This is a genomic window from Streptomyces vulcanius (genome assembly GCF_042653945.1).
GTDB classification, from domain to species: domain Bacteria; phylum Actinomycetota; class Actinomycetes; order Streptomycetales; family Streptomycetaceae; genus Streptomyces; species Streptomyces mangrovi.
In genome coordinates this window covers 19,166-33,738 of sequence record NZ_JBHSFK010000053.1, presented here as the reverse complement: position 1 = coordinate 33,738, position 14,573 = coordinate 19,166, and the positions used below count along the sequence as shown (strand labels likewise).

The 14,573-nt window shown below is 69.9% G+C and carries 9 protein-coding genes; 6 read left to right on the top strand and 3 right to left on the bottom strand.

The annotated features are described in order from the left end of the window. Positions 1 to 63: 63 nt before the first annotated feature. From ACFPIH_RS48860 to ACFPIH_RS48850, 3 genes are all read right to left on the bottom strand, one after another. Positions 64 to 3,120 (bottom strand): alpha-mannosidase, encoded by a 3,057-nt coding sequence (locus tag ACFPIH_RS48860; RefSeq protein ID WP_381185703.1) that lies wholly within the window; start codon positions 3,118 to 3,120, stop codon positions 64 to 66. A gap of 69 nt (positions 3,121 to 3,189) precedes the next feature. Continuing rightward, positions 3,190 to 4,527 carry a 6-phospho-beta-glucosidase gene (locus tag ACFPIH_RS48855; protein WP_381185705.1) on the bottom strand — a complete coding sequence of 446 codons (1,338 nt, stop codon included), beginning with the start codon at positions 4,525 to 4,527 and terminating at the stop codon, positions 3,190 to 3,192. Continuing rightward, entirely contained in the window at positions 4,524 to 5,288 is a 765-nt protein-coding gene (locus ACFPIH_RS48850; RefSeq protein WP_381185708.1) for a DeoR/GlpR family DNA-binding transcription regulator, read from the bottom strand. The genes ACFPIH_RS48855 and ACFPIH_RS48850 overlap by 4 nt, the downstream gene beginning before the upstream one ends. A 189-nt stretch (positions 5,289 to 5,477) precedes the next feature. On the opposite strand from ACFPIH_RS48850, the gene ACFPIH_RS48845 reads away from it, so the two are divergent. The 6 genes from ACFPIH_RS48845 (at position 5,478) to ACFPIH_RS48820 (ending at position 14,572) form a co-directional block, all read left to right on the top strand. Then, complete coding sequence (locus ACFPIH_RS48845) at positions 5,478 to 6,497, top strand: carbohydrate kinase family protein (protein WP_381185711.1); 1,020 nt, start codon at positions 5,478 to 5,480, stop codon at positions 6,495 to 6,497. Positions 6,498 to 6,601: 104 nt separating this feature from the next. Beyond that, entirely contained in the window at positions 6,602 to 7,888 is a 1,287-nt protein-coding gene (locus tag ACFPIH_RS48840) for an ABC transporter substrate-binding protein (protein ID WP_381185714.1), read from the top strand. Beyond that, positions 7,888 to 8,844 (top strand): carbohydrate ABC transporter permease, encoded by a 957-nt coding sequence (locus ACFPIH_RS48835; protein WP_381185717.1) that lies wholly within the window; start codon positions 7,888 to 7,890, stop codon positions 8,842 to 8,844. Before ACFPIH_RS48840 ends, ACFPIH_RS48835 begins: the two co-directional genes overlap by 1 nt. Before the next feature lie 14 nt (positions 8,845 to 8,858). Beyond that, positions 8,859 to 9,722, top strand: a complete 864-nt coding sequence (locus ACFPIH_RS48830) for a carbohydrate ABC transporter permease (RefSeq protein WP_381185720.1) — start codon at positions 8,859 to 8,861, stop codon at positions 9,720 to 9,722. Further along, a complete protein-coding gene (locus tag ACFPIH_RS48825; RefSeq protein WP_381185723.1) occupies positions 9,719 to 12,691 on the top strand; it encodes a glycoside hydrolase family 2 TIM barrel-domain containing protein in 2,973 nt (990 codons plus the stop codon). Before ACFPIH_RS48830 ends, ACFPIH_RS48825 begins: the two co-directional genes overlap by 4 nt. Positions 12,692 to 12,745: 54 nt before the next feature. Next, the gene (locus ACFPIH_RS48820) at positions 12,746 to 14,572 is read left to right on the top strand and encodes a LamG-like jellyroll fold domain-containing protein (RefSeq protein WP_381185726.1); all 1,827 of its coding nucleotides are present in this window, start codon (positions 12,746 to 12,748) and stop codon (positions 14,570 to 14,572) included. The last annotated feature ends 1 nt before the right edge of the window (position 14,573 follow it).

Genomic DNA, 14,573 nt, shown 5'->3' with positions numbered 1-14,573 from the left:
TGATGACTTCGGGAGGTGGCGGGCGGGCACGGCGGACCGTGCCCGCCCGGAGGAGGTCCGGCCCTACTGACCGCGCCGCAGCCGCAGCGTCAGGACCTGGAAGGGGCGCAGGGTCACCTCGACCGCGCCGTCGGCGAACACGGCCGCGTCGTCCTCCAGCGGCCGCTCCAGCAGGTCGGTGGCCTGGGCGCCGGCCAGCGGGAACGCGGTGCGCAGCACACCCGTGGCACGGCCGCCCCGGGACTCGTACAGCCGGACCACCACATCGCCCGACCGGTCGTCGGCGAGCTTGACCGCCTCGACGGTCACGCCGTCGCCCGCCACGGACACCACCGGCTCCGCCGCGCCCGCCGAATCCGCCACGCGCAGCGGCAGGTTGAGGGAGTAGCCCTCGGCGACCGCGTCGCCGATCGTGGCGCCGGGCAGCAGGGAGTATGTGAAGCGGTGCCGGCCCTGGTCGGCCTCGGGGTCCGGGATGCGCGGGGCGCGCACCAGGCTGAGGGCGACCGTGGTCGTCGTACCGCCGTCCTCGCGGACGGTCCGGGAGACGTCGTGGCCGTACGTCGAGTCGTTGAGGACCGCGACACCGTAGCCGGGTTCGCCGATGTGCACCCAGCGGTGTCCGGAGACCTCGAAACGGGCCGACTCCCACGTGGTGTTGGTGTGCGTGGGGCGCTGGACGTGGCCGAACTGGATCTCCGCGGAGGAGTGCGCCGCGCGGACGTCGACCGGGAAGGCCGCCTTGAGGATCTTCTCGACCTCGTGCCAGTCGATGTCGGTCTCGATGTCTATGCGGGGGCTGCCCGCGCGGACGGTGATCGTCTGGGTGATCGTCGAGCCCTTGCCGAAGGAGCGGGTGACGCGGATCGCGCCGAGCAGGGGGTCGTCCTCGACCACGGTCACCGCGTCCGGGTCCAGCAGGTCCGTGAAGCGGTTCTTGTAATGCTTGTCGATGTCCCAGGCGTCCCAGTAGTTGGGCAGGTCGGTGTGCAGACGGAGCAGGTTGCCCGGGCCTGCGAGGACCTCACGGTTCGCCAGGATGTCGTATACGGACGACAGTGTGCCGTCTTCCGCGACCTCCACCCGGACCAGACCGTTGTCGAGGACCCGGCCCGCGACGGTCACCGGCGCGGGCGACGCCGCCGCGGGCGCGGCCAGGGAAGCGCTGCCGCTCGCGGGCACCTCGACGTACGCCGGCGCGCCCACGGAGGTGCGGATCACCTCGGCGCGGTCGTACGGGCTGGTGTTGAACACCCGGGTGTCGCCCCCGCCGAGCGCCGCGACCGCCTCGGCCGTCAGTGCCTCCAGCTCCTCGGCGACCCGGGCGTACTCGGCCTCGGCCTCGCGGTGCACCCAGGCGATCGACGAGCCCGGCAGGATGTCGTGGAACTGGTGGAGGAGGACCGTCTTCCAGAGGCGGTCCAGCTTCTCGTACGGGTAGGCGTAGCCCGGCGCGTGCAGCGCGGCCGTCGTCGCCCACAACTCGGCCTCGCGCAGCTTGTGTTCGCTGCGCCGGTTGCCCTGCTTGGTGCGGGCCTGGGAGGTGTAGGTGGCGCGGTGCAGCTCCAGGTAGAGCTCGCCGACCCAGACGGGGGCGTCCGGGTACTCCTCGCGGGCCTTGGCGAAGAAGGTGTCGGGGTGCTCCACGACGACCTTGGCCGAGCCCTCCAGGTCGGCGAGGCGGCGCGCCCGCTCCATGATCTCGCGGGTGGGGCCGCCACCGCCGTCGCCCCAGCCGAACGGGGCGAGGGAGCGCGAACCGGCGCCCTTCTCCGAGTAGTTGCGGACCGCGCGGTCCATCTCCTCGCCGCTGAAGCGGGCGTTGTAGGTGTCGACCGGCGGGAAGTGGGTGAAGATGCGGGTGCCGTCGATGCCTTCCCACCAGAACGTGTGGTGGGGGAACTTGTTGGTCTGGTTCCAGGAGATCTTCTGGGTGAGGAACCAGTCGTTGCCGGCGAGCTTGGCGAGCTGCGGGTAGGCGGCGGTGTAGCCGAAGGAGTCCGGCAGCCAGACGCCCTTGGTCTCGACGCCGAAGTGCTCGATGAAGAAGCGCTTGCCGTGGATCAGCTGGCGCGCGATGGCCTCGCCGCCGGGCAGGTTGCCGTCGGCCTCCACCCACATGCCGCCGACCGGCGCCCACTGACCCTTCTTCACGGACTCCTGGATGCGGGCCCACACGTGCGGGTAGTTGTCGCGCACCCACTCGTACTGCTGGGCCTGGGAGCAGGCGAAGATGAAGTCCTCGTACTCGTCGGCCAGCGATGTGACGTTGGAGAAGGTGCGGGACGTCTTGCGCTTGGTCTCGCGGATCGGCCACAGCCAGGCGGAGTCGATGTGCGCGTGGCCGACGCCGGAGACCGTGTGGGCGCTGGCGTGCGCGGGGCGGGCCAGGACGGGGGCGAGCACCTCGCGGACGGCGGCGGCGCTGCCGGAGATGTCGTCCAGGTCCAGGGCGTCCATGGCCCGGTCCAGGGCGTGCATGATCTCGTGGCGTCGGGGCTCGTGCTCGCCGAGGTGCACCATGAGCTCGCGCAGCACCTGGAGGTCCAGGTCGAGATGCCAGACGGTCTCGTCGAGGACGGCGAGGTCGGCGCGGCGGAATGTATACAGTGGACGGTCGCCTGCCGTCAGTACATCGCCGAGCGGCGACGGCGCCGCGAAGTCGTTCGCCAGGATGTCGGGGTTCGACGCCGCCTCGACCAGGTAGTCGATCCGCTCGCCGCCGACGGCGGGGTTGGCGATCGGGACGTACTGGTTGAGCGGGTTGACCGCCTTCAGCGGGGTCCCGTCGGTGAGGTGGACCAGGGCCTCGGCCTGGCTGCCGGGCCAGTCGCCCACGAAGCCGAGGTCGATGACGGCCTCGACCCGCTTGCCGGCCCACTCCGCGGGCACCTCTCCGCTCATCCGGAACCAGGTGGTGCCCCAGGGCGGACCCCACGGGGTGTCCGTCGCGAACGGCTCATAGGCGGCGGCCGCGGCCTCGGCGAATGGGACCGGCTCACCGGGCGCCTGCCACGCCTCCACCTCGAAGGGAACGGTGGCGGCGTAGATCGCGGGCTTGATGCGCTGGTTGTGGACGCGCTCGACGCGCTCCTCGATGCGGCGGCGTTCGTCGTGCATGAAAGGTCTCCAAGGAGGGAGAGTGAGCGGAGGGAAAGCGCTTTCCGTGCCTACGCTACGTGGCAGGCGCTACTTGAGGTACGCCAGGCCGGGATGGACCCCGGTGTACCCCTCGACCAGCTTGCGGGCGACGTTCACGGAGTCGACCAGCGGATGCAGTGCGAAGGCCTTCACCGCCGTCGCACGGGAGCCGGACTCGGCGGCGGCCAGCACCTCCCGCTCCACCGCCTTGACCGCGCACACCAGTCCGGTGGCGTGGCCGGGCAGCGGATCCACCGCGACCGGGTGGGCGCCGTTGGCGTCGACGAGGCACGGGACCTCGATGACGGCGTCGGAGTCGAGCACCGACAGGGTGCCCTGGTTGCGCACGTTGAGGATCAGCGTGGTGCGCTCGTCGCGGGCGATGGCCCGCATGAGGGCGAGGGCCACCTTCTCGTAGCCGCCGGACAGGTCGTCGGCGTCGCGCTCGCCGGCGCCGGCCGTCTCCCGGTTCTCCGACATGTAGGTGGCCTCGCGCTCGGCGCGGGTGCGGTCCCACGCGGTCAGGGCCGCCGCGTCGGACTTGCGCATCTCCTCGTAGAACCGGTCCTGCTGGTCGCGCAGGAAGGCACCGCGGGTCTTCTCCGCCTGCTGGTAGGAGCGGACGGCCTCGCGGTTGAAGTAGTAGTAGTGCAGGTACTCGTTCGGGATGGCGCCGAGCGAGCGCAGCCAGTCGACGCCGAACAGCTTGCCCTCCTCGAACGAGCCGAGCAGGTCGGGATCGGCGAGCAGCCGGGGCAGCTCGTCCCGGCCGGCGATCCGGAGGCCGCGGACCCAGCCGAGGTGGTTGAGGCCGACGTAGTCGATCCAGGCCTCGTTCGGGTTCGCACCGAGCACCCGGGCGATCCGGCGGCCGAGACCGACCGGCGAGTCGCAGATGCCGATGACGCGGTCGCCGAGGTGGCGGGACATGGCCTCGGTGACGAGGCCGGCCGGGTTGGTGAAGTTGATGAGCCAGGCGTCGGGGGCGAGGCGGGCGACGCGCCGGGCGATGTCGACGGCGACCGGGACCGTCCGCAGACCGTAGGCGATGCCTCCCGCGCCGACCGTCTCCTGGCCGAGGACGCCCTCGGCGAGGGCCACCCGCTCGTCGTCGGCGCGGCCCTCCAGGCCGCCGACGCGGATCGCGGAGAAGATGAAGTCGGCACCGCGCAGTGCCTCGTCGAGGTCGGTCGTGGCGGTCACCGTGGGCGCGTCGGGGACTGCGGCGGCCTGTTCCGCCAGTACACGGGCGACTGCATACAGTCGACTGTCGTCGAGATCGTGCAGAACGACCTCCGTCACCCGCCCCTCTCCCCGGTCCCCGAGGAGCGCCCCGTACACGAGCGGCACCCGGAACCCGCCGCCGCCCAGAATCGTCAGCTTCACGCCTGCACCTTTCCTGCCACGGCCACCTCGACGCCCGCCTCCTCGAAGGAGGAGCGGGTCACCGGGTCGACCGGCGCGTTCGTCACCACCGCGTCCAGATCCTCGGGACCGCAGACCTTCGCCATGCCGGTACCCGGGAACTTGGCCGCGTCCGCCAGCAGGACGACTTTGTCACTGGCCTTGATCATCGCCCGTTTCACCGGAACCTCGACGACCGTCGTGTCCATCACCTGGCCACCCGGGCGCACCCCGCTGGTGCCGAGGAAGAGCCAGTCGGCGTGCAGCTGGCGGAGGTTGTCCTCGGTGAGGAAACCGACCAGGGAGCGGTACTCGCGGCGGACCATGCCGCCGAGCAGCACCAGTTCGATGCCCTCGTCGTCGGCGAGCTCCTCGTAGACCACCAGGTTGCTGGTGATCACGGTGAGGCGGCGGCCGTGCAGCCGGCGGGCCACCCGGTAGGCGGTGGTGCCGATGTCGAGCAGCATCGACTGACCGTCCCCGACCATAGCCGCCGCGTGCTCGGCTATGGCGTCCTTCTCGGCCACGCGCATCTCGGCGACCTCGGCGAAGGGCTGGTCGCCCTCGTCGGCGACGGCTCCGCCGTGCACCCGGGTGAGCAGGCCGTCCTCCTCGAGTTTGACCAGGTCACGCCTGATCGTGGCCGGGCTCACACCCAGCTGCCCGGAGAGATCGGTCACGGCTGCGGGCCCTCCGGAGCGCAGGGCCCGCAGGATGAGTTGATGTCGTCGTTCTGCCAGCACGCCGCGAACACTACTCGTCATCTTCAATCATTTCTATGCTCAGTTCTGCTCGGGTATTGACCAATCGCGACGAGCAGCGCACGATTCCGGTCAACAAAATGAAGAGTTTTGACGATCTCCCCTGAGCTCTCCCCCGAGCATGAACACAGGGTGAAGACGCAGGGTGAACCTGAACGAGAGGACGTTCCCGTGGACGACGACCGGCCCGATGTGCTGCTCACCGGGCTGCTCTTCTACGACCTCGTCCTCACCGGGCTGGGCAAGCCGCCCACCCCGGGCGAGGAGATCTGGACCGCCGGCATGGGCTGCGGCCCCGGCGGCATAGCCAACCTCGCGGTGGCCGCCTCCCGCTTCGGCCTGCGCACCTCCCTGGCGACCGTCTTCGGCGACGACTTCTACGGCGGTTACTGCCATGACGTCCTGGCCGGCCAGGAAGGCGTCGACCTGTCGCTCTCCCGGGTCGCGGACGACTGGGCCACCCCGGTCACCGTCGCCCTCGCGCACGGCACCGACCGGGCCCTGGTCACCCACGGCCAGGAGCCGCCGTACTCGCAGGACGAGCTGATGGGCGACCCGCCCGCCGCGCGCACCGCCCTCGTGCACCTCGAGGCCGAACCACGGGCCTGGCTCTCGAAGGCCGCCGCGAACGGCACCCAGATCTTCGCCGACGTCGGCTGGGACCCCAGCCAGGAGTGGTCCACCGACCTCCTCGACCAGCTCCGCCTGTGCCACGCCTTCCTCCCCAACGAGACCGAGGCGATGGCATACACCCGCACCGACAGCGCGGTCGCGGCCCTCGGCACGCTCTCCGAGCTGGTGCCGGTGGCGGTGGTCACCCGGGGCGGCGACGGCGCCATCGCGGTCGACCAGACCAGCGGGGAGTACGCGGACGTCCCGGCCCTTGACATCGATGTCCTGGACGCGACGGGCGCCGGCGACGTCTTCGGCGCGAGTTTCGTCACCGCCTCCCTCGCCGGCTGGCCGCTGGAGGAACGGCTGCGGTTCGCCGTACTGGCCGCCGGACTGTCCGTCACCCGCCACGGCGGCGCGCTGGCCGCGCCCGGCTGGTACGGCGTCGACCGGTGGTGGCGCTCCCTGGCCGACCCCGAGTCGAAGCGGACGTACGGCTTCCTCGCCGACCGGCTGCCCGCCGACCCCGGCCCCCCGGTCCGGTACGCGCCCGTCACTCCCCCCGCGCCACAGCACTGACTCCTCCTCCCCCACGACTGACTCTCACTCCCCACACGACTGACTTTTCACACCCCCACGGACACATGCGAAGTCCAGAACAGATCCGAAAGGCGGTGGGAGCTGTGCGGCTCTCACGAAGGGGCCTCCTACGCGCGGGACTGGCCGGTACGGCCGCCGGCGCGCTGGGAGGCCTGGCGTCCGGCTGTGCCGTTCCGACCGGTTCCACCGGCCGGAACATGGTCCTGTGGTACTGGGACGGCGGCCTGGGCGAGACGGTCGTCGAGAAGGCCAAGGCCCGTTACGAAAGCAACGTCGACCTCGACGCGATCAAGATCGGCGGCTACTACCGGTCGAAACTGATCACGACGTTGGCCGGCCGCGCCCACATCCCCGACATCGCGGGCCTCAAGGGCGAGGACATGGCGTCCTACCTGCCCAACGCCGACCAGTTCGTGGACCTCAGGACACTGGGCGCGGACAAGTACAAGAGCAAGTACCTGTCGTGGAAGTGGGACCAGGGCATCGCCGACGACGGCACGATGGTGGGCTTCCCGATCGACTGCGGCCCGGTCGCGCACTACTACCAGTACGAGGTGTTCCGCAAGGCGGGACTGGCGTACGAACCGGACGACGTGTCACAGGAGTTGAACACCTGGGAGAAGTTCTTCGCAGCCGGCGAGCAGTTGCGCAAGCGCATACCGGGGACCTATCTGCTCAGCGACGTCAACGTCGTCTTCGAGAACGTGGTGCAGCAGGGCAGCAAGCGGTACGTCGACAAGGACCGCAACTTCATCGGCGACCAGGAGCATGTGCGCGACGCCTGGGCGCTGGCCGTGGAGGCGAAGCGGCGCAGGATCGTCTCGGATCTGGTCAGCGGCACCCCGGACCAGCTCTCCGCCATCCAGGACGGCAAACTGCCCAGCCAGCTGAACGCGTCGTGGGCGACCAGCGACATCAAGAACGGCGTGCCGAAGACCAAGGGCCGCTGGCGGGTGGCGCAGATGCCGGTGCGGCCCTCCAACAGCGGCGGGTCGTTCCTGTCGATCACCAAGGCCTGCCGGGAGCCCGAGCAGGCGTTCCAGATCATCACCTGGATACTGGATGCGGCCAACCAGGCGCAGGGGTTCGTGGACGCGGGCCTGTTCCCTTCCACCCCCGCCTCCTACGGCATGAAGACGCTGCGTGCGCCCGACCCGTTCTTCGGCGGGCAGGTCACGATGGACGTCTTCGGGCCCGCCGCGCAGAAGGTCACGGTCGCCTACAACAGCCCGTTCGACGTGGCGCTCGGGCAGCCCCTCAAGGACGAGATCAAGAACGTCGGCGTCCTCGGCAAGGACCCGGAGAAGGCCTGGAGTGACGCCATGAGGAAGTGCCGTCGCATAGCCGACCACCTGGGGGTGAGCCACTGATGGCCACCGCCCTCGAGAAGCCCCCGGCGACCGTGGAACGGACCGCCACCACGCGGCCCCGCACAGGGTGGCGCAAATACTGGCATCTGTATGCAGCCATATCACCCTTCTATCTGCTGTTCCTCGGTTTCGGCCTGATCCCGGTCGGTTTCTCGCTCTACGTCTCCTTCCACCGCTGGGACGGCCTCGGCCCGATGGAGTGGGCGGGCCTGTCGCAGTACCAGTACCTGCTGAGCGACACCGACTTCTGGAACGCGGTCGGGAACACGATCATCATCTGGGCGCTGGCCACCATCCCCATGATCTTCCTGGCGATGGTGACGGCCGTGATGCTCAACTCGGCGGTCCGTTTCAAGAACGTCTACCGCTTCGCCTACTTCCTGCCGAACGTCACCTCGGTGGTGGCCGTCGCGATCATCTTCGGCTCGGTGTTCTCCACCAACTTCGGCCTGGTGAACGCCCTGTTGCAGGCGGTCGGCCTGGACCAGGTGGCCTGGCTGAACACCCCGTGGGGCATCAAGGTGGCCATCGCCACGCTGATGACCTGGCAGTGGACCGGCTACAACGCGATCATCTTCCTCGCCGGTCTGCAGACGATCCCCAGCGAACTGTATGAAGCGGCGCGCATCGACGGCGCCGGTCCCATGCAGACCTTCTTCCGGATCACGCTGCCACTGATGCGGCCGGTGCTGCTGTTCGTGCTGGTCATCTCGACGGTGACCGGTCTGCAGAGCTTCTCCGAACCGCAGGTCCTGCTGCAGACGACCGCCAACGACTCGACGTACGCCGGCGGTCCCGGACACTCGGGCCAGACCATGGTCCTCTACTTCTTCCAGCAGACCTTCGACAACAACGACTTCGGCTACGGCGCCGCCGTGGCGTGGGGCATCTTCCTCGTCGTCATCATCTTCTCGATCATCAACTGGCGCCTGGTGCAGCGCCGGGGCGAAGACTAGGGAGGCCGCTCACCATGGCATCCATCCAAGGCACACGCCGGCCCAAGGCCATCCGGGGCACCCGGAGCCGGGGCATCGCGCTGCACGCCGTCCTGGTCCTCGGGCTGCTGTTGTCGGCCTTCCCGTTCTACTGGGCCGTGATCATGTCGACGCACTCGTCGTCGGAGATCTTCTCGTACCCGCCGAAGCTGCTGCCGGGCTCGCACTTCCTGGAGAACGCCCGCAGCCTCTTCGACAGCATCGATTTCTTCGGGTCGATGTTCAACTCGCTGCTGGTGGCGGGGACGGTGACCTTTCTCGTCCTGTTCTTCGACTCGCTCGCGGCCTTCGTCTTCGCCAAGTTCGAGTTCCCGGGGCGCGGGCTGCTGTTCGCGCTGCTGATGGTCATCTTCATGGTGCCGGCGCAGCTGTCCGCCATCCCGCAGTTCGTGATCATGGCGAAGCTCGGCTGGATCGGCTCGATGACCTCACTGATCGTGCCGGCCGCCGCGAACGCGTTCGGCATCTTCTGGATGCGCCAGTACATGAAGAGCGCCATCCACGACGAGCTGCTGGACGCCTCGCGCATCGACGGCGCGAACTTCCTGCGCCAGTACTGGCACGTGGCCCTCCCGGTGGTCCGCCCGGGCCTGGCCTTCCTCGGCATCTTCACCTTCATGGGCCAGTGGAACGACTACGCCTGGCCCCTGATCGCCCTCACCAATCCCGACAACGTGACCCTCCAGGTAGCGTTGTCGCAGCTCAACGGCACTCACGGAACGACGGACTACGGAATGGTCATGACCGGCGCACTGCTCGCGCTCGTACCGCTGCTGATCGTGTTCGCGATCGGCGCCCGCCAGATCATCGGGGATCTCGCCAAGGGAGCAATCAAGTGACGGATCCCCTGCTGACGCTCCGCCCCTGGGAGTCACCCGAGGTGACCTCCTGGGGGCGGATGCCCATGAACGCCGTCGACCGGCGCACCGGAGCACACTCCCTGGACGGCGACTGGCGTTTCCAGTTGCTGACCGCTCCGGGCGCGCCGGTCGGCGGTGCGTGGTCGACGGCGGCCGTGCCGGGTGTGTGGACCATGCAGAATGCCGGGAAGGCCGACGACCCGCTGCGGGCGACGGTCGACCTTCCGCAGTATCTGAACATCCGTATGCCGTATGCAGAATTCCCGCCGCTGTCGCCCGTCGACGACAACCCGACGGGTGTGTACGAGCGCGAGATCGACATCCCCGCCGAGTGGGCGGGCCGCCGCATCGTGCTCCAGGTCGGGGCCGCCGAGAGTGTCCTGCTGGTGCACGTGGACGGGCGGCCCGTCGGTGTGTCCAAGGACTCCCACCTCGCCGCCGAGTTCGACCTGTCGGACGTCGTACGGCCCGGGGAGCGGTCGACCGTCCGGCTGACGGTCGTCAAGTGGTCGGACGCCTCGCACATCGAGGACCAGGACCACTGGTGGCACGGCGGGATCACCCGCTCGGTGCTGCTGTACGCGACAGACCCGCTGTATCTGGCCGACGTGACCGTGCGGGCCCGGGCGGACGGGGAGCTGCGGATCGACTGCCTGGTGCGGGACGCGGGCGGGGCGCTGCCCGAGGGGTGGTACGTCAGCGGGGAGCTGGACGGGCTGGCTCTCACGCAGGACGCGGCGTTCGACCTGGCCAACGCCGAGGACGAGCGGGTGTCCGACTTCCTCGGCGAGGCGCGGATCGCCGCGCGTGTGCCCGAGGTGCGCACCTGGAACGCCGAGACGCCCGAGCTGTACGGCCTGACGGTGCGCCTGCACCGCGCCGACGGCACGGTCGCCGACATCTCGCGGCACCGCATCGGTTTCCGGGACGTCGAGGTCGTCGGCCGGGACCTGCTGGTCAACGGCGAGCGCGTGTACATCCGGGGCGTGAACCGGCACGACTTCCACCCGCTGACGGGGCGGACGGTGTCGTACGACGACATGCGCGCGGACCTGGTCCTGCTGAAGCGTTTCGGCTTCAACGCGATCCGCACCGCGCACTATCCGAACGACCCGACGCTGTACGACCTCGCCGACGAGCTCGGTTTCTACGTGGTCGACGAGGCGGACATCGAGTCCCACGACCACGCCCACGAGATCGCCGACGACCCGCGCTATCTCAACGCCTTCGTGGACCGGGTGTCGCGGATGGTGCTGCGGGACAAGAACCACCCCTCGGTGATCATCTGGTCGCTGGGCAACGAGTCGGACTACGGCGCGAACCACGACGCCGCCGCGGGCTGGGTGCGCCGGCACGACCCGACCCGGCCGCTGCAGTACGAGGGCGCCGCCAAGCGCGGCTGGGCGGACCCGGACGTCGCCTCCGACATCGCCTGCCCCATGTACGCGCCGCTGGAGGACTGTGTCGCGCACGCCCTGTCCGGGGAGCAGACCAAGCCGCTCATCCAGTGCGAGTACTCCCACGCGATGGGCAACAGCAACGGCACGCTGTCCGACCACTGGGCTGCCATCGAGGCCACCCCTGGTCTTCAGGGCGGGTTCATCTGGGAGTTCTGGGACCACGGAATCCTCCAGCGTGTGAACGACGGAAGACCGGTCGGGCGTGGGGGCGCCGGGCTCTATGGCAACGGTGTCGCCGCGCCCGGGTACCGCTGGGCGTACGGCGGCGACTTCGGCGAGAAGGACCACGACGGCGCGTTCATCGCGGACGGCGTCGTCTTCCCCGACCGCACCCCCAAGCCCGTGATGTACGAGCACCGGGAACTCGCGGCGCCGGTACGGGTGTCGCTCTTCCGGCACGAGGGGCTGGTGCTCTCCAACCACCAGCACTTCCGGGGCCTGGAGTGGCTCCGGGGCGAGTGGGAGCTGGCGCTGGCGGACGGCCGTACGCTGACCGCCCCCGCCCAACTCCCCGACCTGCGGCCGGGCGAGACGGCCGTGGTGCCGCTGCCCCTCGAACTGCCGGCCGACGGCGGCGAGGCGTGGCTCACTCTGCGGGTGACGACGGCCGAGGACCTGGCCTGGGCACCGAGGGGCACCGAGGTGTGCGCGCCGCAGGTACTGCTGCGGACGGCGTCGGCGGACGGGGACGGGGACCCGGTGGTCTCCGGCCGCGTCGAGGTCGACGACGACGGGCTGCTGGTCCATCCGCTGCTGACGGCCGCTCCCACGCTGTCGCTGTGGCGGGCGCCCACCGACAACGACGAGTTGGGCGGCATGGCGCTGCGCTGGCGGACCTGGGGGCTGGACTCCCTGGTGCGCAAGGTGGTCTCGATACACCGGGACGGCGCGTCGGTGACCGTCCTCGCGGAGTACGCCGGCACGACCGGTGTGGTGCGCCACCGACAGGTCTTCACCCCCGTCGAGGACGGCATCCGCGTCGACGAACAGGCCGAGCTGCCCGAGGAGTTCGAGGACGTGGCCCGGGTCGGGTCGGTCTTCGAGACGGTCGCGGGACTGGACCTGCTCGAGTGGTTCGGGCAGGGCCCCTGGGAGTCGTACCCGGACCGCAGCGGGGGCGCGCCCGTCGGCCACCACGCCCTGTCCGTCGACGAGTTGTTCACTCCGTACCTGCGCCCGCAGGAGAGCGGCGGCCGGCACGGCGTACGGCGCTTCACACTGAGCGCGCCGGAGGCCGACGACCTCGGCCCCACCGGCCTCGCGGTCACGCTGGACGAGCCGCGCCAGGTCTCCGTCACGCGGTACCGCGCCGAGGACCTGACCGCCGCCGCCCATCACGACGAACTCGTGCCGCGCGCAGGCTGCGTGGTGCACCTCGACGCGGCGCACCGGGGCCTCGGTACGGCCTCGTGCGGCCCCGACACCTTCGCCTCCTACCTCGTCGCACCGGGCGTCCACCACTGGAGCTGGACCCTGCGCGCCCTGTAACCGCCTTTCCCGACAGCCGACTTCACTTTCACCCGAGCTTCCTACGGAGCACACATGTGTACTTCGCATGCCCATGAACCGTGCGAGGCCGCGCAGGCCGGTGCCGGGCGACGCAGTTTCCTGCGGGCCACGGCACTGCTCGGCGCCGCCGCGACGGCCTCGGTGGCCCTGCCCGCCGCGTCCGCCGAGGCGACGCCCTCCACCTGGCGTCCCGACACCGACAGCCGCCGTTTCACGCTGGCCGTCATGCCCGACACGCAGTACCTCTTCGACGGGCCCAGCATCGACAAGGCGCCGATCGAGGCGTCCCTGCGCTATCTGCTGGAGCACGGCCGGGACGAGAACATCGTGTTCCTGTCCCACCTCGGCGACCTCACCCAGAACGGTGCGAAGGAGGAATGCGCCGCGATCAGCGAGGCGTTCGAGCTCCTCGACCGGCGGGGCGTCGGCTACAGCGTCCTCGCGGGCAACCACGACGTCCGGTCGTCGACCGACGACCAGCGCGGATCGACCCCGTATCTGGACGAGTTCGGGCCCAAGCGCTTCAAGGGGAAGCCCACGTTCGGGGGCGCCTCCCCGGACGGCTACAACTCCTACCACCTGTTCCAGGCCGCCGGACGCCAGTGGATGGTGCTCGCGCTCGACTGGCGGCTGTCGGAGAAGGGGTACGCCTGGGCGAAGGACGTCCTCGCCGCCCACCCGAAGACGCCGGTCGTGCTCACCACGCACGAACTGGTCGTCGAGGACGACACGTTGTCGGACTACGGGCAGCAGCTGTGGGACCGTCTCGTCAAGGACCACGACCAGATCTTCCTCACCCTCAACGGGCACTACTGGCCCGCCGGGCGGGCAACCCGCAAGAACACGGCGGGCAATGACGTCCACCTCCACCTGACGAACTATCAGAACCGCTACTTCGGCGGCGCGGCGATGATCCGCCTCTACCACTTCGACCTCGACCGCAAGGTCATCGACGTGGAGACGGTCTCCCCCTGGATCCTCGGCCGGGCCAAGAAGGGGCTCAACGAGCTGGAACGGCAGGAGATCGAACTCAGCGGCGACGCGGACCGCTTCTCGGTCGAGGTCGACTTCGAGGAGCGCTTCGCGGGCTTCGACCCGGTGCCCGTCCGTCCGGCACGCCCCGTCTCGAAGATGCTGATTCCCGGCACGGCCGCCTACTGGCGGTTCGAGTCGGCGCCCTCCGGCACCGTCCACGACCTCTCGGGGAGCGGCAACGACCTCACCGTCGTCCCGGTCGGCGGCGGCACGCTGGGCTGGTCCTCGGACCACCACCCGGACCAACCCGGGCACGGCAGCCTGGAGTTCACGGGCTACAAGTCCCCGCTGAAGGGCGCGTATCTCCGCACGGTCGACGGTGCGCCCATCAACTCGGCCACCTTCAAGGGTGGTTACACCATCGAGGCGTTCTACCGGCTGCCGGCCGACTGGGACCCCGGCCACAACGCCTGGTCCGGCCTGGTCAGCCGCACCGGCCGCAACGGCTCGGTCGGCACGGTCACCGACGATCCGGACGAGCCGCTCGCCACCCTGTCGATCTCCGACGGGCCCGGCCCGCAGTGGGCGGTCCACCCGCTCAACCAGCAGCAGCTCGCCACCAACTGGGGCGACGAGACGGCCCGCGAGACCTGGTGGCACCTCGCCGTGGTCAACGACGGACGGCACACGACGATGTACGTCCAGGGCTGCCCCGTGGCCCGCAACCCGCACGCCGCCGCGATCGGCATCGCCTCGGCCGGACTGCCCTGGCTGCTCGGCGGCTACGAGTACGGCGGGAAGATCGACCAGATCCTGCACGGGCGGCTCGGCGACGTCCGTATCGTCTCGCGGGCGCTGCCGGTCACTTCCTTCATGACCCACTGAG

Excerpts from the sequence above, each read along its gene's own strand:
- ACFPIH_RS48830 (WP_381185720.1), top strand. The coding sequence starts at position 8,859 with ATGGCATCCATCCAAGGCACACGCCGGCCCAAGGCCATCCGGGGCACC.
- ACFPIH_RS48860 (WP_381185703.1), bottom strand. The coding sequence starts at position 3,120 with ATGCACGACGAACGCCGCCGCATCGAGGAGCGCGTCGAGCGCGTCCAC.
- ACFPIH_RS48835 (WP_381185717.1), top strand. The coding sequence starts at position 7,888 with ATGGCCACCGCCCTCGAGAAGCCCCCGGCGACCGTGGAACGGACCGCC.
- ACFPIH_RS48820 (WP_381185726.1), top strand. The coding sequence starts at position 12,746 with ATGTGTACTTCGCATGCCCATGAACCGTGCGAGGCCGCGCAGGCCGGT.